The following is a 22,226-nucleotide window of genomic DNA, read 5'->3' as shown; positions in this document are numbered from 1 at the left end:
TATCTTTAGCCTATGCCCTTAAGACTTCCCAAAGACGAGGACAAGCATATTTCAGGATCGCAGGACATTGCCCTTATCATGCAAAAAGTCCTCTGGCGACAAAACAAACTGCATCGTCAAAAGGAATACTTTTGGACCATTGGCCTGAATGCGGCCAACGATATAGAATATATTGAACTGGTCACTATCGGAACTGACAACAGAAATATTGTCTCTCCTGTTGATGTATTAAGTTTACCTGTTTCTAAAAAGTGCAAAAAGATTATTCTTTGTCATAATCACCCATCAGGTAAGCTTGAACCGAGTGATGCAGACCATCGTTTTACGGAACGGATACATGAAGCCGAAGCTATATTAGGCATACAGCTGTTGGATCATATCATCATTACAGAGACAAATTATATCGCTATTTAATTATTCGATTATGAGATTCCCGCCCCTGTCTGCCGACAGGCTGGTGCGCGGGAATGACACCTTGGTAGATTAACTAAACCACTGCCCCCACGGAATACGGCTCAAGATCAATAATAGCCCCAGGCCATAGAAAATGGTAATGGTCCTGAACTTTTTGTCGTTTTCCATAAACTTTTTGTGACGGGACCACCCTATAGTGATCAACACCAAGGCTATAATGTTGGTAAAGGGGTGCTCCACGGCCAAGAGACGTGCAGGGGCATTTAACCCTCCCATGCCCAATGTTTGGATGGCCTTAAGGCCATTGGCGGAGACAAAATACAGAATAAGCCCCACCAAAAGTTGAATGTGGCTTAAAATGAGCGCGAAGAGGCTTATCCGCAGGTCTTTTTGAAGGGTAAAATCCTTTTTGCCCAACCAACCTAATAAGGCATTGACCACAGCAATGATAAGTACGGCCAATACAATATAGGCAAGATACGAGTGAAGGTTCTTGATAATTTCCATTTTGAGTATAGTTTTGGTTCTAAAAATACGGATTTTGAAAATAAAAAAACCCTGCCAATGGGCAGGGTTTTATATATTCTTTCAGTTATGTTTAAAAATCGTAACGCAAAGTAACGTTCCAGGTTCTTCCCAAACCAAAGTATCCTTGGTTTGAAACTGCAATGCCTTCGTATAATTCATCACCAGCTTCAGCAAAATTGGCCGTAGTCAATCTAGAGATGTATTCCTTATCCAATACGTTGTTCATATTGGCCCTGATTTTCAAATTCTTGGTTTTATCAATTCCCAAGGGAAGATTGAAAGTTACCCCGGCATCCAATAAACTGAAGGATGGCAACTCAAGATTTTCCTTGATGGCCCCCACATCAGCATATAGGTTGTCGTAATATCTAAAATCAGAGTCAATGGAGAACATATTGGTAATTCTGTACGAAAATCCAAGTCCACCGGAAAGTTGGGCCGCGCCACCTACTTTCCCTCCATCAATATCTTGGTTCTCAGTGCTGATAACATTGCGCTCCTCATCGGTAACTTGGGTCACTGTCTCACCCTTGTACTGCCAATCGCCAATAGAGGCAAAAGCGTTCAAGCTAAGTCCACTAACCGGTCTTACCTTTGCATCCAGCTCAATACCAGTGTGCAATTGCTCTGCTCCAAAGTTAGAAGTATAGGTAACCACATCATCCACAACATCAGAGCTGGTAACCACACGATCTTTCCAAGAGGTACGGTATAGGTTCACATTACCGGAAAAAATGGAACTAGAGTATCCATAACCCGCTTCCAAACCAAAAATCTTTTCGTTTTCAGTCAACGGATTAATTTGGTTAGTGAAATTCAAATAAATGTTGTCATGATACGGTTGGCGGTTGTAGTATCCTGTATTAAAGTAAAAACTGTGCTGCTCTGTTGGGCTATAGCTAAAACCTGCTTTGGCATTATATCCAAAGTTGTTCACTTTTTCTGAATCCACACCAGGCTCTATTCCAGCAGGAAGAGGCTCTCCAGTCCATTGGGAAGAGGTGCCATCAATCAAAGATTGGTCTGCATACTGATAAGGGTCAAATCTTTGGTGATATTGATTGGAAATAGATCCTTGGAAGAAAGCAGAAAATTGATCGGTTGCATACTCCAATTGAGTGAACAATCCTCCATAAGAGATTCGCTCATCATTGCTATAGGCGATTTTTTGATCTTCGGGATAGCTATTAAAAGCGGCCTCCCATCCTGATGGTCTGAAAGACTCAGTTGCAATTACTTGTTTGTAGGTTCCAAATGTACCATAAGTTTGATGGTCATTATTTTGGTCTCTCAAACGAATATTTTCTTGCCAAGAGTTTAGACCGTGAAAATCAGAAACTACCCTAAAGTGTTTTCCGTAGTAGGTTCTTAAATCGAACCCTACGTTCCAGCTAAGATTGTCAGACAATTGCTTTTCGAAGTTTGAAATCAACCCATACCAGTTGTGCAGGTTCATTGACGCTCTGGTAACATATCCACCACCGGCGGCAAAATAACCCCCAGCTCCATTGGGCACACTGTTGTTGAATGCATAAATGGCATCGTAATCAATATAACCATCTTCTGTTCTAATACGGTTACCACGGTCCCCGGTACCACCACCGTTACCCCAAGAGGCATACAATACGGTTGACAAACTAGAAGTGTCATCAATAGTCCAGTCCCAGTTCAAGTTAGCCACGGGCTTGTGGTAGAAGTTTCTTCTTTCCGTCAAATACTGACCATTGTATGTTCCCCAGTTGTTATTGTAACGCATCCCATATTCTAGGTAATCGGAGATGGGTTTGGTAAAGTTTTGATCGTGGAACTGAGGTGCACCAGTAATCAAAAAGTTGAAGTTATGACTGTCACTGGGCCTATACCCCACAGAAATAAAGTAGGTTTGGCCTTCTCCAAACATTCCTTCATTGTAGCCATCTCCTTGCCAGTGGGAAAGCATAACACTTAGGCCCCATCCTTTATCGGAAACACCAGTATTATACCCGGCAGAAGTTTTAATATAATTGTTATTGGCCACTGTGGCATACCCAAAACCACCTTCATTCATCTCGGTAGCCTTGGTCACAAAGTTCACTGTACCCCCTACAGAGGAAATAGCCAATTTAGAAGACCCTAGACCCCTTTGAATTTGTACACCAGAGGCAATATCGTTCAATCCAGACCAGTTTGACCAATACATTAAACCATCTTCCATACCGTTGATGGGTTGCCCGTTCAAAAGGAATGCTGTGTTGTCTTGATCGAACCCTCGAACCCTCATATTGGTGTCACCAAATCCTCCTGCCTGTCCTGAAACATAAACAGATGGAGTGTTCACCAAGGTCATGGTAACATCTTGAGTCCCTATTTTCTCCTGTATAGTCTTTATTGGTATAGAAGAAACTGCGATTGGGGTTTTTCTATCAGCAGCAAGGTCAATGATACCCGTACCTACAACCACTACACCTTCCAATTCTTCGGCGTCGGGCTGCAAAGAAATTGTCCCTACGTTCCCAGTGGTGCTGAAAGAAACATTCTGCTTAACAAACCCAATATAGGAAACCACCAAAGTCCCGGAAGCTTGATCCACTTCCAAAGTAAAGTTTCCGTCAAAATCTGTAGAAGTACCTATGGAAGTACCCTTAACTACCACACTGGCTCCGGGAAGCGGGCCGCCAAGCTCGCCATCCACCACAGTACCAGTAATCGTTCCTTGTGAAAATGCCATTGCGGACACAAAAATTGCCACAAAAGCCAAGTAAATTTTTCTCATTTTTTAGTGTTTAAGTGTTTAATTTGCCCTGCAAAAGTGCTTCATTTTTGACATACAGCGATTAAGTCAAAGTTAAATGAAAGTGTTACAGTTAACACAAAATTAACAAAGAAAAGCAGTTGACAAACAAATGCTTAAGGTTTTTCCTTACAAATCAAAAACTGCCTGTTTAGCTCTTAAAAAAATGGAGAAGATTCAATGTGGAAGCGTCATGTTTGCCAATTTCTGAATTTTCAATGTCGGCCAAAATGGTCTTGGCCAATTGCTTGCCCAATTCCACACCCCATTGATCATAACTGAAAATGTTCCAAACAATTCCCTGCACAAAGATTTTGTGCTCATAAAGGGCAATCAAGGCCCCTAAGTTCTTGGGGGTGAGTTTCTGAATCAAGATGGTGTTGGTAGGTTTGTTGCCTTCAAACACTTTGAACGGGAGCAACGATTTTTGTTCTTCTTCGGATATATTCTGTGCTTCCAATTCCTTTTTGACCTCATCAGCGGTCTTTCCGTTCATCAATGCCTCGGTCTGGGCGAAGAAATTGGCCATTAATTTATTGTGATGGTCCACATCGCCATGCAATGATCTCTTGAAGCCGATAAAATCGGTAGGGATCAATTTTGTGCCTTGATGGATCAATTGAAAAAAGGCGTGTTGGGAATTGGTTCCCGGCTCTCCCCAAATAATGGTCCCGGTCTCGTGCCCCACTCTATCTCCAGCTCGGTCCACACTCTTCCCGTTACTTTCCATAATGCCTTGTTGCAAATAGGCCGAAAAACGATGCAGGTATTGTGTGTAGGGAATGATGGCCTCGGTCTCTGCACCATAAAAATTGTTGTACCAAATGCTCAACAAGGCCAAAATAACAGGAATGTTTTCTGAGAAAGGGGTTTCTTTAAAATGATTGTCCATGGCATGGGCACCGGAAAGCAGGTCATCAAAATTTTGATAGCCTACCGAAAGGGCAATGGAAAGTCCAACGGCACTCCAAAGCGAAAAACGGCCTCCAACCCAATCCCACATGGGGAATACATTGTCATCCGCTATGCCAAACTCCTCAATTTTTTCAAGATTGGTGGAAACGGCAACAAAATGTTTGGCAACATCTTTTTGCGATGCGTGTTCCAAAAACCATTTTTTAATGGTGAGGGCATTGCTCAGCGTTTCTTGGGTGGTAAAGGACTTGGAAACGATAATGAACAAGGTGGTCTCTGGATTGAGTTCTTTCAAGACCTCATGCACATGATCACCATCCACATTGCTGACAAAATGGGTTTTTAAGTGGTTCTTGTAGAATTTCAAGGCTTCGGTGACCATCGCGGGCCCTAGGTCTGATCCCCCAATACCAATATTGACCACATCGGTGAAGGCTTTTCCAGTAAATCCTTTTTTATTTCCAGAGATTACTGCTTCGGAAAACGATTTGATCTTTTCCTTTACTTCGTAAACCTCCGCAACAATATTTTCACCATCCACATAAACTTTATCATTCTTTTTTGCCCGAAGTGCAGTGTGGAGTACGGCCCTTCCCTCAGTCTGATTGATCAATTTCCCTCCAAAATAACTGGCCATGGCTTCTTTGAGCTTTACTTCTTCGGCCAAATCCAGTAAAAGGGAAAACGTATCTGCTGTGATCCGGTTTTTTGAGTAGTCCACCAAAAAATCATCCCACTGAATGCAGAATGTTTTTCCCCTATCAGCATCTTGGGCAAAAAGTTGTCTTAGGTGGGTGTCCTTGTTTTCGTTATAGTGTTCTGAAAGTTTTTTCCAAGCGTGGGTAGTAGTTGGGTTGATTTTGGGTAAGGCCATTACTGGTTATAGGTTATGAGCGTTTCTTCGAGTTCGGGGGTTGGTTCTATTAATTCGATACAATCTAATTGATCGCGCAACGGTTGAATGTGCAATAAATAGTCGGCACGCAATGAATCTGCGATGGGTTCCGCGGCGGGGAGTTCTTCCTTAAGGGGGTCTACCTGTCTTCCATTCTTCCAAAAACGATAGCAAACGTGTGGGCCTCCTGTGTTTCCCGTCATTCCGACCCAACCAATTACATCACCTTGACGCACAAAGTCACCTCGTTTTACGTTTTGGGCCCTCATGTGTAGATATTGGGTGCTGTACGTGTCGTTGTGTCTAATTTTTACGTATTTACCATTTCCCCCCCTACGGGTCGATTCGGTAACGGTTCCATCTGCAGTGGCCACAATGGGCGTGCCAATGGGAGCGGCATAATCAGTTCCTTTGTGGGGCCTTACTTTATACCCGTAGTAAGCAATCCTTCTTTTCAGGTTATACCGGGACGATAACCGATACTTGAATTTAACCGGAGCCCGCAAAAAGGTGCTTCTTAAATTATTCGCGTCTTGATCAAAATACTCTAAAATATTGTTGGTTGCATCTGAGATGTAAGGAAAAGCATAGATGGTTTTTCCTTTGTGCTCAAAATATGCTGCCTTTACAGCACCAATTCCTGCATAAATGCTATCATTGATATAACGCTCATCAAATATCACCTTGAATCTGTCACCTTTGTCCAATCGTCCAAAATCAATAGTCCAGGCATAAATATCGGAAAGTGCAAAGGTTAGGTTGTAATCTACTCCCAACGTATCAATGGACATGGACAAACTATGGTCAATAATACCACCTATCTCACGCTCGACCAATTTCACCTTTTTCTTGCTCTTGTAGGCTTTTACACTATCCCTTAAATCAACAACAGTATAATTGATCTTGTCATTTTGATAAATGAAAATTTCGGCGATTTCAGAGGTGTCCTTGGATTTAAGAATGGTATACGGTTTGCCCACCTGAATCTTTCGTACATCAAAAGTGTCTTTATAGCTTTCTGAAATTGTGGCGATTTTTGGATAGTCCACCTTGTTTTTCAGCATAAGTTCCCCAAAACTATCGCCTCGACGAACAGTATCGTGGACTACATTAAAGTTGTCCAAGTTAAAACCGAAATGGGTGATGGGTGGTTTTTCAATGGTTTCCACCTTAACCAACTCATCACTTACCAAAACCTTGTCTTCTTTGCACGACACCAGAACCACCAGTGCCAAAATTGCCCCAATAATTATTCGCATTCTAATCTTGTTCCTTTTCCTTGTATTGCTTGTTTGCCGGATTAAATATATGGTCCACCCACTGTTTTCCCCACGTATCCAGCTCATTTTCTGAGTACAAAGTTGGGAAAAATATTATTTTCTGAAAACTGGGCGGTAAAAACTGTTTCCAATTGGTGCCTCCAGTGGCATCAATTTCTTGGTTTTCCTTGGCCAGATACCTGTAGGCGGAGCCCATGTGCATCAACGGCCAATTTACGTTGGCGTTCATGTCCAACTCTTTTAACGCTTTTATGAGCTCATTATTATTCCTGGAAGCTTCGGGCAGTTGCAGGTATTTTTGGTAAATGGTGCTGTCCTTGACCTGGTTGGCAATACGCAACAACCTTGGGGTATAGCGAATCTCAAATTGTTTCAAGGTCAAGGTTTTTTCTCCGGTGTCCCTGTCCGTGGCCCCTTTCTTCCAATATATATGCTCAAAAAGTTCCTCAACGCCATCTTTGGATGAAAAATCATCACGTTCTGTATGGTGCACCAAATTTTCCAAAGGGGTGGCGTAGATCTCTATCATTCTGTATTGGGCGGACTGAAATCCACTGGCGGGCAGCAAGGCCATCCGGTACCGAAGGAATTGTTCCCGCTCCATGCCTTTTATCATTATACTGAATGAAGAAATGAGGGCCTTGAAGTAGTTATTGATCCTATTTGCCTTTTCAATAAAGAACCGAAGGTCTTGGGATCGGTCCTCTACAATCTGCTTTTGTTCGTGGATGATCAGTTTAAAATAGAGCTCGGTAATCTGGTGGTACATGATGAAAATCTCTTCATCGGGGAAATGGGTCCGCGGCACTTGAAGGCTCAACAAGGTATCCAAATGTATGTAGTCCCAATACGTAAGGTATCTCTGGTAGAGCAAACCATCGAGGTACGAGCTTAGGTCTTGTCCAGAGTTTTTGTACTTTTCTTCAAGCTTGTTGATTTGGGACTCAATTCGCTCATCATTCTTCATCCAAACTAATCTAATCCATTATTATTTTAAACTGGTTTCTTAGTCCGTTGTAGGCCTCCAAATCTGCTTTTAAGGACCCTACGGCCAAATCGGCCTTTATCCGTACTGGGATTTTATTCAAATCGTTTGAAACCCAAAGGGTAAGGCTTTCTTTTTCCTTAAAAACACGGCCCGATTGAACCAAGGGTCTAAATTTAAGACATTCCACCTTTCCAAACTTGGTCCGGAGCACTTCTTTTCCCAAATATTTCAGTTTAAATTGAAAAACGCCATCATCATCGAACAACATATCCAAATTTATGAAGTCGCCTTCCTCAAACTCTTCAAGGTTATAGTTGTTCCTCATAAAATAGGAAGCAGAGATAAGGTCCTGGATTTTATTGTGTACCGGAATCCGCTTTTGTGTCCCATTCTTGTTGTCCCGAAGAACGGCCATTTCTTCTTTGTAATTGAAGTCGATTTCTATATCCTTGGTGTAGCCGCCTTCGTCTATTTTTCTGATAAATCGATACGGCTTTCCATTTTTACGGCCAAAATAGCTTTCATAGGTGTCGTCCACCTTAAAAAAAATACTGGCAAAACCGGTGGTCTTCCCCTCGCCCACAACATGGTATACTGGAATGCTGTCCAGGGTGTCCGAGGTTAAGTGCAATGTGGCATAGCTTGCATTGAGAATTCCATAGTGGATTCGAAATTTTAGCCATTCACCCGATTTGTACGCTGGTTGGAATTTTTGCCCAAATGCAGACGTAGCCATAAGTAGGATGAGTACGATCAATGTCTTTTTCATGACCCTTTTTATTGAATAAAATTAATAAAATCGCTTTTGGGGCTATGCGCTTTACACTTATTTAAACAAAAGTTATTCCAAAATATTATGTACAAAAAAAAGCCCAGTCTTAAAACTGGGCTTTTCCTAAATAACCAACCAAACTTTAAATTATGAAAAACCAATACTTAAAGTTATAAGGGAACCACCCCTTATGTGATGTAAAGATACGCCATGGTTCTGTAGGAAAATAAGTTTTTAACGGACTTTAACTTAACTTGTTCCATTTTGATGGATTTGCCGGCTTTTTTTGGCAAATTCTTAAGAAAAATGGGGTGTTGGATGAATGCCCCCAAATTAGAACCAATAGCCTATACTGAAGAAAATACTGTCATTTTTTATCTCTGGGGTCCAAGAATAATATACTTGGATGGGCCCTATGAACGACTCAAAACCATAGCCTATTCCATAACCGGAAAAACTGGGCTCTGAAAACCAGTCCCCTGTCCTAAAAAGGTCATCTTCCACATTGGCAAAATTTGCCGATAAGAGCAGGTGGTTCTTTGGGGCAAATCTGTAGTCCAATCTTCCATAGAGCTTTACAAAACTGTTCCCGGGAAGACTTAGAAAGTCATATCCAAAGAAGGGAACAAAATTGTTCACAAAGTCGTTTCCAAAACCGCCAAGCACAAAATCAAAAGAGGTGATGGCCGAAGTCCCTAATTTAACCCCTCCTTCAGCTTCCAAATTAAAGCTGAGGTTGTGGGAAAAGGGAATTACAGTTCCCAATTTTGCCTTTGCGACGGAAAACTCCCTGAAATTATCATTGAAATCCGATGAAAAGAGATATAGATGAAAATCACTGTCAAAATACAGGCCCTTGGTCGGAAAATATTTGTCGTCATAGGTGTCCAAGGTGATTTTTCCAAAAGCACTGAAGTAATTTGAGTTTTCAAAAAATGTCCTTTCCGGAGGGTCTATCAACGATTCTTCCGCCGCTTCTCCATCCAATTGGTTAAGGGTTCTTGTGCTGTAACGCAACAGTTTGTGCTCTGCCCCAATGGTAAAGGCAAATTCCTCTTGCAATACGGTCTGTAAATAAATCTGGTTGGTCAAATCGGTAACATCCAAATTTATTTCGCGAATATTGGGATCATTGGGCACACTAAAGTTGGAGCGAATCAAACCAAAATCAACTTCCTCATCAAAATCGGTAAACTTGGAGTTGATCCCAAAACTCCAATAGTATCCTTTGTCCAGATAATATTGCATATTGTACCGCAAATGGTCTCCTAAAATAAAATCAAAGGAAGCCACATCATCCTTCATCAAAAAATTCTTTTTGGTAAGGTTTATTAGGGCCGCACTTTTGTACAGGTCATCATAATGTGCGGATAGTTTCAAGAACATTTTGGTGGGGTTCTCCTTTAGTTTTAGAATCAAATCCGTGCCAAGCCCGTTGGAAATCAACTCATACCGTATAGCTTTAAAATTCCCCGTTGCCGATAGGTTGTTGATACCTTGCTTTAGATCATTGAACGAAATTTTTTCTGCCAAATTAAACCTTAGCTTTCCTTTGATATATCCCCGGGTATATTGATCGTTCCCCCTAATGATCATCCTGTTAATGGTTAGGCTGTCCATGGGTTGGATCCGCTTCTTGCGTGTTTCCGTTTTATTCTGGCTTTGGGCCAATGTTTCCAATTCTTGCATCATTTCCTTGGCGGCCTCTTCCCCACTTTTCACAATTGCTGCGCTTTTTCCAAAGTCGATTACCGAAAATTCTTCAATGTCCGGTCTGATGTATATATCCGTTGCTTCGGACTTCTTTTTCATATCGTTAACCGTCCTGTAGTTATTGATCTGCAGTAAAATTTCCGTAGCCGATAACAGGGATTCCCTTGTAGATAAATCGTGCTGCACATCCACACCAATAATGATATCGGCCCCCAAATCTTTTATTTTGTCGATGGGGTAGTTGTTGACCACTCCACCGTCAACCAGTATATCCCCGTCAATTTCGGACGGCTCAAAAAGCGATGGAAACGTTCCGCTGGCCATGATGGCCTCGGGCAGGTATCCATGGTCCAACAATACCTCTTGGCCTGTTTCCACATTGGTGGCCACGCACAAAAAAGGGATGGGCAATTTTTTAAAATCGTGCACATCCTTGACATGGAACAGCAAGCGGACCAACTCGTTAAAAATGTTCTGGCCTCCAGAAATTGCTTGCGGAAAGGAAACACTGAAATCTGTAAAGGGCAGGGTCAGGGCATATCGTTCAGAATCTTCTTTCTCATAAAAAGTCTTGGCTCCCCGGGGCACGTTGTCCTGGATAAGTTTGGTGAAATCGGTTACCCTAAAGATGGAATCAAGTTCTTGTGCAGAGTATCCCGAGGCATATAAGGCTCCCACAATGGCTCCCATGCTGGTGCCCCCAATATAATCCACCTTTACTCCCGCCTCCTCAATTACCTTGAGGACCCCAATATGGGCCAATCCTTTGGCACCTCCACCGCTAAGGACCAGGCCAACTTTGGGCGGCACATCCTTTTCAGGGGCCTGGGCCATGCCCATAACCTCAAAAAATATAAAGGTCAGTGTTAAAAAAATATATTTTAAGCCCATAGCGGTATCAGTGAAAGGATTTATAGATTTTTTTTGCCTTAGCCATCCCCACGGATTCAGCTAGACTTTCAATGGTGGCCTCTTTTATTCTTTTTACCGATTTAAAATTCTTCAGCAATTGTTCGGTGGTCTTTTTCCCAATACCCTCTATGCTTTCCAGTTCGGAACCAATGGCACCTTTGCTTCTCTTGTTCCTGTGGTGGGTGATCCCAAATCGGTGGGCTTCGTTCCTTAGTTGTTGTATAATTTTTAAGGTCTCTGACCTTTTATCCAAATACAATGGGACCGGATCGTCCGGAAAATAGATTTCCTCCAACCGCTTGGCAATACCAATGATGGCTATCTTTCCTCTAAGTCCTAGCGCCTCCAAACTTTTTAGGGCTGATGACAGTTGGCCTTTTCCCCCATCAATAACAATGAGCTGTGGCAGGGGCTCCTCTTCGTTGAGCAATCTTTTGTACCGCCTAAACACCACTTCCTCCATACTTGCAAAATCATCCGGGCCTTCCACTGTTTTTATATTGAAATGTCGATAGTCCTTTTTGGAGGGCCTTCCATTCTTAAAGACAACACAGGCGGCCACAGGGTTGCTTCCTTGGATGTTGGAATTGTCAAAACACTCAATATGTGTGGGCTCGGTAGAAAGCCTTAGATCCGCTTTCATCTGGGCCATGATTCTTTTGGTATGCCTGTCCGGATCTGTTATTTTGATCTGTTTCAATCGATCCTGACGATAAAAACGGGCATTGCGTTCTGAAAGTTCCAAAATCCTGCGCTTATCTCCCAATTTTGGCATACTTACTTTTAGGGTATCCTCAACGGCAACCGGAAAAGGCAGATAGATCTCCTTGGATTGCGAATTGAACCGCTGCCTGATCTCCGTAATGGCCAATTGCAACAATTCTTCATCGGTCTCATCCAATTTCTTCTTGATTTCCATGGTGTGTGACCGAACAATGGATCCGTGGGACAATTGCAGAAAGTTTATATAGGCATGGGTCTCATCGGACACGATACTGAACACATCCACATTATTGATCTTGGGATTGACCACGGTTGATTTGGCCTGATAGTTTTCCAAAACATCTATTTTTTCCTTGATGCGCTGGGCCTTTTCAAACTCCATTTCCTCTGCAAAAATTTTCATTTGCTGTTTAAAGGCCTGCAACGAGTTCCTTAGGTTTCCCTTTATGATCTGTCTGATGTCCTCAATCTGTCCGCGGTATTCGGCTTCGCTCTGCAAGCCTTCGCAGGGGCCCAGACAATTGCCCAAATGATATTCCAAGCACACTTTGTATTTTCCGGCCGTAATTTTTTCTTCGGACAGGTCATAGTTGCACGTGCGCAGTGGGTACAAACTTTTGATCAAATCCAAAAGGGTCCTCACCGTTTTCATGCTGGTGTAGGGGCCATAATATTCCGACCCGTCCTTGATGAGTTTCCGGGTTGGGAAGACCCTGGGAAAACGCTCATTCTTAATGCAGATCCAGGGGTAGGACTTGTCATCCCTCAGCATTACATTATATCGAGGCTTCAACTTTTTGATCAAGTTGTTTTCCAAGAGCAGGGCATCAGACTCTGTGGGAACCACAATATGCTTAATGTGGTGTATCTTTTTGACCAATACCCGGGTTTTGCCGTACTCCTGTTTTTTGTTGAAATAGGAAGACACCCGCTTTTTTAGGTTCTTGGCCTTGCCCACATATAAAATTTTCCCATCAACATCATAAAACTGGTATACCCCTGGACTGTTGGGCAGTGAACTGATTTGTACATTGATGGATGGGTAGGACATAGATGCTTCAGGAAATTTCCTTAACCGACTTTGAACAAAGTTAAATTTTAATTGGCGTGTTTTTTGTTAAACTTGATGCTTTCTTATTTTGGCTTAACCGTTGGCACACTTCCCTTTACCAATACAGTTTCCCTATAAAGGAAACCATTTTTTTAATTTGTCCAAAACTGTGGTTTTCACATAAAAAAACTATGGAAAACCCACAATCCGGAAATTTGAATGCGTCTAAATTGTTAAACAATTGGTAAAAATTGTGCATTTCATCGATAAAAAGTGCATTTCATGGTGAATTTTAAAATTGTTTTACCTACATTTAACGATATAAACACGATGCGATGGAAAACTATGTTATCGTTTTGGGAATGTACTTGATTTTGATGCTTTTCTTCAAAATCTTTTTTTCGGTGTCTACCCGAGGAGAGTAGCTCTGCATTTCCCCAAAACACTACCCCAGAATCTTCAACATTCAATTAGATGTTGAAACATGAACTAAGAAAAAAATACAAGAGTCTGAGAGCGGAATTTTCTTCTCCCAAAATTTCAGATTTGAGTATCCGTTTAGCAAATCATGTGCTTCAAATCCCGGTTTGGGATTTTTTTTATTTCCATATCTTCCTGAGCATTGACGAAAACAAAGAAGTGGACACACTTCCCCTCATTACCCTTTTGCAAGGAAAAGATAAGCATGTTGTGGTTCCAAGAACACATGGCGCAAACGCTTTGGAAAACTTTTTGTTGACCGATAGCACCGTAATCAAAAAGAACAAATGGGGCATTCCAGAACCTGTGGATGGCATCTTGATCCCAGAAAACAAAATTGATGTGGTCTTTGTTCCCCTCTTGTCATTTGACCTTCAAGGAAATCGTGTAGGGTATGGAAAAGGGTACTACGACACCTTTTTACGAAAATGTAGAAAAGAAACCCTCAAAATTGGGCTTTCTTTGTTTGGGCCAGAAGAAAACAACATCACCGATGTGCATGAAAATGATGTGAAGCTGGATTACTGCGTTACCCCGGAAAAGATCTATACATTTTGATCGGTCACTTCCTGTCCTTGCTCTGATTTTTTTGGAAATGCCCTTTTGTTGAAGACAATCAATATGCCCACACCGGTACTTATGGCCGTATCGGCAATATTGAAGACCGGTTCAAAAAACCGGAACCGTTGTCCACCCACGGATGGAATCCAATCGGGCCATGTGGCATCAATCAAAGGAAAATAGAGCATGTCCACTACTTTGCCGTGAAACAGGGTTCCATACGGCTCGTTGGAAAACAGTGTGGCCACTTGGCCGCTGCTATGATCAAAAATGATTCCGTAAAAAACAGAATCGATAATGTTTCCCAAAGCCCCGGCTAAAATGAGCGATACCGCTAAAATAAGGGTTCTGGGGGATTGTTTTTTAATGATGTCCCAAAGCCAATAGGCGATGCCAAATACGGCAAAAATCCGAAAAATCGTCAAAACAAGTTTTCCAGCCGATTCCGAAATGGGCAATAAATCACTCAGTTTGGTCCCCCATGCAGCGCCTTCATTCTCAATAAAAAGTATTTTGAACCACCCCAAAACATCATGGGATTCCCCCAAAATAAAATTGGTCTTGATGTAGACCTTGCTTATTTGGTCAATAAGTAAGATCACTATAATGATGATGAGGGATTTCCTTAGATTCATGCCGTTAAAAAGAGGTTGCAAAAATAGGTATATTATTTTGTTTTCCTAAGATGGATGTTGCCTTCCACCGTTTTCAAGATATATTGGTTGTGTCCCTCTGGGATTTGGTTATTATCAACTTGCCCATAGGTGCTTTGCGCAAGGACACTTCCGTTTTCGGCATTCAACCATATATCGCCTTTTTGGGTGGTCACTTCAACGGTTTCAGAAACATTGTTCAACACGCACCTACCATCGGAGAGCTTTACATCCAGGTTTTGATACTTGCCCTCGATTTCAACATTGCTGTTGGTTCCAAAAATGGAGACGTTTTTGTACTGGGGCACCGTAATGTGCAAGGCAATGGAAACTACCTTATGGGCGCTTAACTTGTCGTTGGGGTTAATAAAGTTGGGGTGGAAACCCGCACTGATGCGCACTGTTGTCCCTTCTTCTTCTATAGAAATAAGCAAATCCTTGGCATATTCCCCTTCAATACTTGCCTCAACTTGAACCTGTTTGGTCTTGGCCGTATACAGATCAATCTGGTAGCAGTACCGTGAGTCAATTTGAATGGATTCCGTTCTGGGACCTATAAAAGCTTTCTTTACCAGTTTTTGCCCCTGTACATGTACAAGAAAAAAAAGCCCAAAGACAATGAAAAAGGATTTCATAAACAAAAAAACGCCCAAAGGCGCTTTTATTATTTCTGCATGTTCTTCGCCTCAATGCTCAGTGTGGCATGGGGGACCAGCTTCAATCGCTCCTTGTTGATAAGCTTTCCGGTAACACGGCAGATGCCATATGTCTTATTTTCAATGCGCAAAAGTGCATTCTTAAGATCCCGGATAAATTTCTCCTGACGGATGGCCAATTGTGTATTGGCTTCCTTGCTCATGGTCTCGGACCCTTCCTCAAAGGCCTTGAACGTGGGTGATGTATCATCCGTACCGTTGTTCCCATCGTTCATATAGGCACTCTTCAAAAGTTCCAAATGGCTCTTTGCCTTTTCTATTTTTTCTTCGATCAAGGCCCTGAACTCATCAAGGTCTTTATCCGAATATCTAACTTTTAGTTCTTCTGCCATTTTCTTAATGTTTTTGAATAAACAATTTTGTATTCACTTCATCAAAGGCAATTGCTATACCTTCTTCAAGTTGTTCCTCAAAGTTCAGCTCGGCGGTCAAGGTTTCCGTTTTGATGTAATCCTCGTTACTGGAAACCGCATTTTCCACAAAGCCGTCCTTCAATATTTTAATGTCAATTTTATCTGTTACCTCAAATCCTGATTCCTTTCGGAGGTTTTGGATTCGGTTCACGAGTTCCCTTGCAATGCCCTCTTTCCTTAGGGTTTCATCAATCGTTACATCCAAGGCCACGGTCAATGGGCCAGAGCTTGCAACCAACCAACCTTCAATGTCCTGGGAGCTTATGTCTACATCGGTTAACTGTAAAATAACGCTTTTATTTTCCAATTGTAGCATTAATTCCCCTTCGCGTTCAATTTTTTGTATGTCCTCTTGACCCAATTTTGATACGGCCGCGGCAATCGCCTTCATATCTTTACCAAATCTTGGGCCCAACACTTTAAAATTAGGTTTTATTTGTTTCACCAGTATTCCTGAAGCATCATCCAACAACTCAATTTCCTTCACATTTACTTCGGATTTCACCAAATTGGAAACAGCCTCGATATCACTTCGTTGCTCATCATCCAAAATAGGGATCATGATTTTCTGAAGCGGCTGGCGCACCTTTATTTTTTCCTTCTGACGGATGGAAAGCACCAAAGATGAAATTTTTTGGGCCAATTGCATCTTACGTTCCAAGTTCTTGTTCACCATATTGGCATCAAAAACCGGGAATTCGGCCAAATGAACACTCTCAAAACCGTCTTTTTGGGTTGTGGCGTCCAAATCCTTGTACAACTGATCCATAAAGAATGGGGCAATCGGAGCAGATAATTTAGCCACTGTTGCCAAACAGGTATATAAGGTCTGGTAGGCAGAAATCTTGTCCTGCTGGTAATCGCCCTTCCAGAAACGTCTTCTGCTCAAACGAACGTACCAATTGCTCAAATTTTCCTGAACATAGTCGGAAATCATCCTGGCTGCACGGGTAGCTTCGTAATCGGCATAAGCTTCATCCACATTTTTGATCAAGGTGTGGAGTTCGGATAAGATCCATTGATCGATCTCTGGCCTATCTTTCAACGGAATATCGGCTTCGGAATAATCAAACTCGTCAATATTGGCATAAAGTGCCATAAAGGAGTAGGTGTTGTAGAGCGTTCCGAAGAACTTTCGTTTTACCTCAACAACGCCTTCAATATCAAATTTCAGGTTGTCCCATGGGTTGGCATTGGAAATCATGTACCAACGTGTGGCATCGGGGCCATGCTCTGGCAACACCTCGAATGGGTCAACCGCATTGCCCAATCGTTTGGACATTTTTTTGCCTTCTTTATCCAAAACAAGCCCGTTGGAAACCACATTTTTGTACGCAATGCTATCAAAAACCATGGTGGCAATGGCATGAAGGGTATAGAACCAACCTCGGGTTTGATCCACACCTTCAGCAATAAAGTTGGCCGGAAATGCAATTCCGTCATCAATGAGTTCCTTGTTCTCAAAAGGATAGTGCCATTGGGCATAGGGCATGGAACCACTATCAAACCAAACATCGATAAGGTCTGCTTCGCGCTTCATGGGTTGTCCTGATGGAGAAACCAAAGTGATGCCATCCACTATATTTTTGTGCAGGTCTATTTTATCGTAGTTGGACTCACTCATATCGCCCACCACAAAATCCTCGAACACATCCTTGTCCAACACACCCGCCTCAACCGCTTTGGCCATTTCTGATTTCAATTCTGCTACGGAACCAATCATCAACTCTTCCTTGCCATCTTCGGTACGCCAGATAGGCAATGGAATACCCCAATACCGGGATCGGGAAAGGTTCCAGTCGTTTGCATTGGCCAACCAGTTCCCAAAACGGCCTTCTCCAGTGGATTTTGGCTTCCAGTTGATGGTCTGGTTCAACTCAAACATGCGGTCCTTAACATCCGTTACCTTTATGAACCAAGAATTCAACGGATAGTAAAGGATGGGTTTGTCGGTACGCCAGCAGTTCGGGTAGCTGTGCACGTATTTCTCGACCTTAAAGGCCTTGTTCTCTATTTTTAGCTTGATGGCAATCTCAACATCAACCGACTTTTCAGGTTCTTCACCCTCATCATAGTATTCGTTCTTTACGTACTTGCCGCCAAACTCCTTCATTTCCGGTCTAAACTTACCTTGAAGGTCAACGAGCGGAACCGGATTGTCATTTTCATCCAAAACCAACAAGGGTGGAACTTCTGGTGTGGCCTGTTTTGCCACCAAGGCATCGTCTGCACCAAAAGTTGGGGCAGTGTGCACGATTCCCGTACCATCTTCAGTAGTTACAAAATCCCCAGCAATGACCCGGAACGCATTCTCTGGATTTTGGTAGGGCTGTGCGTAATCTATCAATTGCTCATACCGGATGCCTACCAAATCCTTGCCCACAAAAGTTTCGCCCACCAAATATGGAATCTTTTTATCACCTTCTTTAAAGTTGGACAATTCTTCCTCAGTTTCAACCTTGGAAAACTTTCCCGAAAAATTGTAGCTGACCAAGTTTTTGGCTACCACTACATTGATGGGCTCAAAGGTGTATTGGTTGTACGATTTTACAAGTACATATTCAATTTTTGGGCCAACGGTCAATGCCGTGTTCGATGGGAGCGTCCATGGTGTGGTCGTCCAGGCTAAAAAATAAATATCCCCATCAACTTTCTTCAAAAATTCTGGAAGCGAATCGGTTTTGGCCTTGAACTGGGCCGTAACCGTGGTATCCGTAACATCTTGATAGGTTCCTGGCTGGTTCAGCTCGTGGGAGCTTAACCCGGTACCCGCCTTTGGCGAATACGGTTGTATGGTGTAGCCCTTGTATATGAGTCCTTTGTCGTAAATCTGTTTAAGCAACCACCAAACGGATTCCATGTACTTGGGCTTGTAGGTGATGTAGGGGTCGTCCATATCCACCCAATACCCCACTTTCTCGGTCATTTCGTTCCAAACATCCGTATAGCGCATTACCGCTTTTTTACAGGCTGCGTTGTATTCCTCTACCGATATTTTTTTGCCGATATCCTCTTTGGTGATGCCCAATTCCTTTTCCACACCAATTTCCACAGGCAGTCCGTGGGTGTCCCATCCCGCTTTTCTCTTCACCTGAAAACCTTTCATGGTTTTGTACCTTGGAAATATATCCTTGATGGTACGTGCCATTACGTGGTGAATCCCGGGCATTCCGTTTGCAGATGGTGGGCCTTCGTAAAAGACGTAGCTCTCCCTGCCCTCCCGTGTGGAAACACTTTTCTCAAAAATCTGTTTGTCTTTCCAAAAGTTCAGAACCTCTTCTGATACCTTGGGCAAATCCAATCCCTTATATTCTGCAAACTTCATATATATTGCTACTTCTTCTCGAATTCCAAGTTTGCAAAATTATAAATTTAGATGGAATAATACCCCTCCCTTTTGGGTATTAGTATTTCCTTAATAGCCTTAACCTAAATATGATATGTCCCACATTACTGTTTACGTTAAATTCACTATCTTGGTTTGCACTAACACAAACCATTAAAAAAATGAAAAAAGTTGTGATTGCAGTGATGGCACTGTCTTTATCCATGTCCGTTATGACCTCCTGTAAAGAGGCTGCGGACAAGGCCAAAGATGCTTCCGAAGAGGCCAGTGAAACCCTTGAAGAAGCGGGTGGAGGTCTAAAAGATGCCACAAATGATGCTGTTGATGCGGTAAAAAAAGCAGGGGACGAAGCCATGGAAATGGGCGAGAAAGCTGCGGACAGCATTAAAAAAGCCGGTGAAGAGGCCATGGACAAGGCTGAAGAAATGGGTGAGGATGCCAAAGAAATCACCAAAAAGGCCATAGACAGCCTAAAAATGTAACAAGAAGTAAAAAGGGTGTCTAAAAAGATAGGTTTCCGTCAACCTGAACTTGCCTGCCTGGCCGGCATAGGCAGGTTTCAGGTTCTCATAACAATTGGTTTATCAGTATGGTGAGATTCTGAAATGCCTTGCCTGCCGGCAGGCAGGAATTCAGAATGACGCATTTCAATACTTTTTAGACCTCTTTGCTTTTTAAAATACATACCCCAATCCCAAAATAAGGTTGGTTCCAGGAGCCACAATGCCCGAAGAATACATCCGGTAACGTTGGTTGGTCATGTTTTCCAAACTCAAAGATGCCTTTAAGGCATTGGTAATTTGGTATTGCGACCTAAAATTCAGGGTGTACCAAGATGGCGAATAGGGGTTTCCGTTGGCATCACTGGCGTAGATGTAACCCTTGCTCTGTTCAGATAAGGCCAAATCAGCATTGCTTACCTCTCCGTTATAGTTTACAAAAACATCTGCTTTAATTTTCTTATTCTGCCAAACCAAATGGGCATCACCAAAGGTGGGAGCCGCATGGCGGGCCGGACTATCGGTACCATCATCGTCCTCTTCAATACCCTCGGTAAGGGTAAGGTTTGATGAAAATGACCAATGCTCATCCAAAAAGGCCTCCATTCCAAATTCAAAACCATAGACATAGGCCTTGGCTGCATTCTGTATGGCCTGTACATTGCTCAGTTCGCCATTGTAATCAATCTCGGTTTCCCCATTAAAACTAAAATCCCTTCGAACCAAAGCATCCACTAAATAGGTGTAATAGGCGGATCCCTTTAAAACAAATCGATCACTAAAATTTTTTCGGATTCCGATTTCTCCATTATAGGCATATTCAGGTTCCAAATCAGGATTGGGAACCACCACAGAACCGGGTTCGGAATCAAATATTTTTCCAATATCATCAATATTCGGTGCTCTAAACCCCGTAGATCCGTTCAAGGTAACCTGCAAATCTTCCCTTGGAAACCAACTGAAACCCAAACTTCCAGTAAGTGCTCCGGTTACAATATCGGCCTCATCAAACGGAAAGGGATAGAATGTTTTTTCAAATTCGGCATCCACCCAGACCTGACTGTAACGAATTCCGGAAAGCAAAGTGAAATTAGGTTCCACTTGGTATTCCCCATTAATATAGCCCGCAAAAGTCTGCCACGTTGATCCATCCGGATAACGGGATGCGGTGCGTTCCACTTCATCCGTTTCAATGTTTCGCATGCTTCCTTTGGAATTTACCTTGTTCAAGACATACTCGGCGCCATAATACAAATGCAGACCGCCCAATTTTTTGTTCTCAAAATCCAAGTTCATTGAAAGGGCATCCACTTTTTCTTTGGTGGAGAACAATTCCACATCCCCAAACCCCCTGTCATGTCGACTCTCCTCAAAAAACTGGTATGCGGTTGTAAGTTTTACGCGGTCATAGAATTTACTGTCCCCTTTTTTGGTGATTTGAAAATTGCCCATAAACCATTTTTGGGGACCGTAATACCATTCTGCTGACCGAAGGCCCTGTCCATCACCCGTAGGGCGGATCAATCGGTCATATCTGGGATAATCCGAGGTTTCGGAATAATACAAGCCCAAATTATAGTTCCAGATATCATTTGGGCGATACGCAAATTTTTGAAGAAAATTGAGCTGATCATATCCTGTGGAGACCTGTTTTTTGGGGTCGTCATTGGCCACCAACACATCCATGCCATTTTGTTGGATGACATAATTGTTCCTGAGATAGGAATCCGGTCCATGTTCTCCCATCTTCAGGTCATCAAAATTATTATAGGTAAAGCTGGTGAAGGAAGCCCATTTTTGCTGCCCAAAATTGAACTCCACATGACTGGTGCTCTCATTATTGACCGATGCAAATCGATAGGCTGCCTTTCCTGAAAAAGCCAAGCTATCGGTAAAGGAAAAATGGGGTCTTTGCGTGTAAAAGTTCATTACCCCGCCGATGGCATCGCTCCCATAGATCACAGAGCCTGGTCCGAAAATGATTTCGGTCTTGTTCACAGCAAAGGGATCGATGGAAATCACATTTTGGAGGTTTCCGCCCCTAAAGATAGCATTGTTCATCCGAACACCATCCACAGACAACAGCAATCTGTTGGTGGCAAAACCCCTGATCATGGGGCTTCCGCCTCCCAATTGACTTTTTTGCACAAAGACCTTTCCGCTGTTCTGTAGCAGGTCTGCCGAGGTTTGTGGTGCGGTGAAAGAAATGCTCCGGGCATCAATAGTCTCGATTTTTTGGGGAAGATTCTTTTTTTGTTGCTCCCATTTTGAAACGGATAACACCACTTCCTGAAGTTCCTCGGAACGCAAGTGGAGGTAAATTCGATTTCCATTTTTTGCTATTTGAGATTTGTTGATCACATAAATCTCATAACTGAGATGTTGAAAGGTAATCTGTTCGTTCGGGTTGAAAACTCCCAAATCAGTTTTTCCGTTATAATCCGTGATCGTGGTTTTGGATTTGTCTTTGTTAAAAACGGCCAAATTGGAAATGGGTATTCCCGAATCGGCATCCAATACAATTACTTCTTGAGCATAAAATGAAAAGGAAATCAATAAAAAAAATAGGGTTAGGATTAAGGTTGGTTTGTTCATT

Annotated in this window: 16 protein-coding genes; 3 read left to right on the top strand and 13 right to left on the bottom strand. The window is 42.5% G+C overall.

The annotated features are described in order from the left end of the window. The first annotated feature begins 12 nt into the window (after positions 1–12). Positions 13–414 (top strand): JAB domain-containing protein, encoded by a 402-nt coding sequence (locus tag A7D14_RS12355; RefSeq protein ID WP_067034943.1) that lies wholly within the window; start codon positions 13–15, stop codon positions 412–414. Positions 415–483: 69 nt separating this feature from the next. Here A7D14_RS12355 and A7D14_RS12350 read toward each other — a convergent pair whose 3' ends face one another. The 8 genes from A7D14_RS12350 to uvrC form a co-directional block, all read right to left on the bottom strand. Next, positions 484–921, bottom strand: coding sequence for a hypothetical protein (locus tag A7D14_RS12350; protein ID WP_067034939.1), 438 nt, complete (start codon positions 919–921; stop codon positions 484–486). 91 nt (positions 922–1,012) lie between these two features. After that, positions 1,013–3,694 carry a TonB-dependent receptor gene (locus A7D14_RS12345; protein WP_067034936.1) on the bottom strand — a complete coding sequence of 894 codons (2,682 nt, stop codon included), beginning with the start codon at positions 3,692–3,694 and terminating at the stop codon, positions 1,013–1,015. Between the two features lie 169 nt (positions 3,695–3,863). Beyond that, on the bottom strand, positions 3,864–5,501 hold the full coding sequence (gene pgi, locus A7D14_RS12340) for a glucose-6-phosphate isomerase (RefSeq protein WP_067034933.1): 1,638 nt from the start codon (positions 5,499–5,501) through the stop codon (positions 3,864–3,866). Beyond that, positions 5,501–6,781 (bottom strand): peptidoglycan DD-metalloendopeptidase family protein, encoded by a 1,281-nt coding sequence (locus A7D14_RS12335; RefSeq protein ID WP_067034929.1) that lies wholly within the window; start codon positions 6,779–6,781, stop codon positions 5,501–5,503. Before A7D14_RS12335 ends, pgi begins: the two co-directional genes overlap by 1 nt. 1 nt (position 6,782) lies before the next feature. Continuing rightward, positions 6,783–7,769, bottom strand: a complete 987-nt coding sequence (locus A7D14_RS12330; RefSeq protein ID WP_067034926.1) for a tryptophan 2,3-dioxygenase family protein — start codon at positions 7,767–7,769, stop codon at positions 6,783–6,785. Between the two features lie 10 nt (positions 7,770–7,779). Then, positions 7,780–8,559, bottom strand: a complete 780-nt coding sequence (locus tag A7D14_RS12325) for a DUF3108 domain-containing protein (protein WP_067034925.1) — start codon at positions 8,557–8,559, stop codon at positions 7,780–7,782. Between the two features lie 336 nt (positions 8,560–8,895). After that, complete coding sequence (locus A7D14_RS12320; protein ID WP_067034924.1) at positions 8,896–11,166, bottom strand: patatin-like phospholipase family protein; 2,271 nt, start codon at positions 11,164–11,166, stop codon at positions 8,896–8,898. Between the two features lie 7 nt (positions 11,167–11,173). Beyond that, complete coding sequence (uvrC, locus tag A7D14_RS12315) at positions 11,174–12,961, bottom strand: excinuclease ABC subunit UvrC (RefSeq protein WP_067034923.1); 1,788 nt, start codon at positions 12,959–12,961, stop codon at positions 11,174–11,176. A gap of 474 nt (positions 12,962–13,435) precedes the next feature. On the opposite strand from uvrC, the gene A7D14_RS12305 reads away from it, so the two are divergent. After that, positions 13,436–13,999 (top strand): 5-formyltetrahydrofolate cyclo-ligase, encoded by a 564-nt coding sequence (locus tag A7D14_RS12305; protein ID WP_067034921.1) that lies wholly within the window; start codon positions 13,436–13,438, stop codon positions 13,997–13,999. Here the strand turns inward: A7D14_RS12305 and A7D14_RS12300 are convergent. Genes A7D14_RS12300 through ileS form a run of 4 tightly spaced genes read right to left on the bottom strand, consistent with a single transcriptional unit; the run spans position 13,987 to position 19,109 of the window. Beyond that, the gene (locus A7D14_RS12300) at positions 13,987–14,637 is read right to left on the bottom strand and encodes a lipoprotein signal peptidase (protein WP_067034919.1); all 651 of its coding nucleotides are present in this window, start codon (positions 14,635–14,637) and stop codon (positions 13,987–13,989) included. The two genes, A7D14_RS12305 and A7D14_RS12300, sit on opposite strands and share 13 nt — an antisense overlap. Positions 14,638–14,669: 32 nt before the next feature. Then, on the bottom strand, positions 14,670–15,290 hold the full coding sequence (locus tag A7D14_RS12295; protein WP_067034917.1) for a DUF4097 family beta strand repeat-containing protein: 621 nt from the start codon (positions 15,288–15,290) through the stop codon (positions 14,670–14,672). Positions 15,291–15,319: 29 nt separating this feature from the next. Further along, a complete protein-coding gene (locus A7D14_RS12290; RefSeq protein WP_036380527.1) occupies positions 15,320–15,703 on the bottom strand; it encodes a TraR/DksA family transcriptional regulator in 384 nt (127 codons plus the stop codon). 4 nt (positions 15,704–15,707) lie between these two features. After that, positions 15,708–19,109: an isoleucine--tRNA ligase gene (ileS, locus tag A7D14_RS12285; RefSeq protein WP_067034914.1), complete on the bottom strand. Its 3,402-nt coding sequence runs from the start codon at positions 19,107–19,109 to the stop codon at positions 15,708–15,710. Between the two features lie 182 nt (positions 19,110–19,291). Between ileS and A7D14_RS12280 the strand changes: the two genes are divergently transcribed. Continuing rightward, positions 19,292–19,612: a hypothetical protein gene (locus A7D14_RS12280; protein ID WP_067034911.1), complete on the top strand. Its 321-nt coding sequence runs from the start codon at positions 19,292–19,294 to the stop codon at positions 19,610–19,612. 192 nt (positions 19,613–19,804) lie between these two features. Here A7D14_RS12280 and A7D14_RS12275 read toward each other — a convergent pair whose 3' ends face one another. After that, entirely contained in the window at positions 19,805–22,225 is a 2,421-nt protein-coding gene (locus A7D14_RS12275) for a TonB-dependent receptor domain-containing protein (RefSeq protein ID WP_255307449.1), read from the bottom strand. Between the last annotated feature and the right edge of the window lies 1 nt (position 22,226).

It is taken from the genome of Allomuricauda sp. CP2A (genome assembly GCF_001683915.1).
Taxonomy (GTDB): Bacteria; Bacteroidota; Bacteroidia; order Flavobacteriales; family Flavobacteriaceae; genus Flagellimonas.
The sequence above is the reverse complement of the archived record's forward strand: the minus strand, read 5'-3'. Positions and strand labels throughout refer to the sequence as shown.

Coding starts and splice junctions, on each gene's coding strand:
- A7D14_RS12355 (WP_067034943.1), top strand. CDS start 13: ATGCCCTTAAGACTTCCCAAAGACGAGGACAAGCATATTTCAGGATCG.
- A7D14_RS12350 (WP_067034939.1), bottom strand. CDS start 921: ATGGAAATTATCAAGAACCTTCACTCGTATCTTGCCTATATTGTATTG.
- A7D14_RS12345 (WP_067034936.1), bottom strand. CDS start 3,694: ATGAGAAAAATTTACTTGGCTTTTGTGGCAATTTTTGTGTCCGCAATG.
- pgi (WP_067034933.1), bottom strand. CDS start 5,501: ATGGCCTTACCCAAAATCAACCCAACTACTACCCACGCTTGGAAAAAA.
- A7D14_RS12335 (WP_067034929.1), bottom strand. CDS start 6,781: ATGCGAATAATTATTGGGGCAATTTTGGCACTGGTGGTTCTGGTGTCG.
- A7D14_RS12330 (WP_067034926.1), bottom strand. CDS start 7,769: ATGAAGAATGATGAGCGAATTGAGTCCCAAATCAACAAGCTTGAAGAA.
- A7D14_RS12325 (WP_067034925.1), bottom strand. CDS start 8,559: ATGAAAAAGACATTGATCGTACTCATCCTACTTATGGCTACGTCTGCA.
- A7D14_RS12320 (WP_067034924.1), bottom strand. CDS start 11,166: ATGGGCTTAAAATATATTTTTTTAACACTGACCTTTATATTTTTTGAG.
- uvrC (WP_067034923.1), bottom strand. CDS start 12,961: ATGTCCTACCCATCCATCAATGTACAAATCAGTTCACTGCCCAACAGT.
- A7D14_RS12305 (WP_067034921.1), top strand. CDS start 13,436: ATGTTGAAACATGAACTAAGAAAAAAATACAAGAGTCTGAGAGCGGAA.
- A7D14_RS12300 (WP_067034919.1), bottom strand. CDS start 14,637: ATGAATCTAAGGAAATCCCTCATCATCATTATAGTGATCTTACTTATT.
- A7D14_RS12295 (WP_067034917.1), bottom strand. CDS start 15,290: ATGAAATCCTTTTTCATTGTCTTTGGGCTTTTTTTTCTTGTACATGTA.
- A7D14_RS12290 (WP_036380527.1), bottom strand. CDS start 15,703: ATGGCAGAAGAACTAAAAGTTAGATATTCGGATAAAGACCTTGATGAG.
- ileS (WP_067034914.1), bottom strand. CDS start 19,109: ATGAAGTTTGCAGAATATAAGGGATTGGATTTGCCCAAGGTATCAGAA.
- A7D14_RS12280 (WP_067034911.1), top strand. CDS start 19,292: ATGAAAAAAGTTGTGATTGCAGTGATGGCACTGTCTTTATCCATGTCC.
- A7D14_RS12275 (WP_255307449.1), bottom strand. CDS start 22,225: ATGAACAAACCAACCTTAATCCTAACCCTATTTTTTTTATTGATTTCC.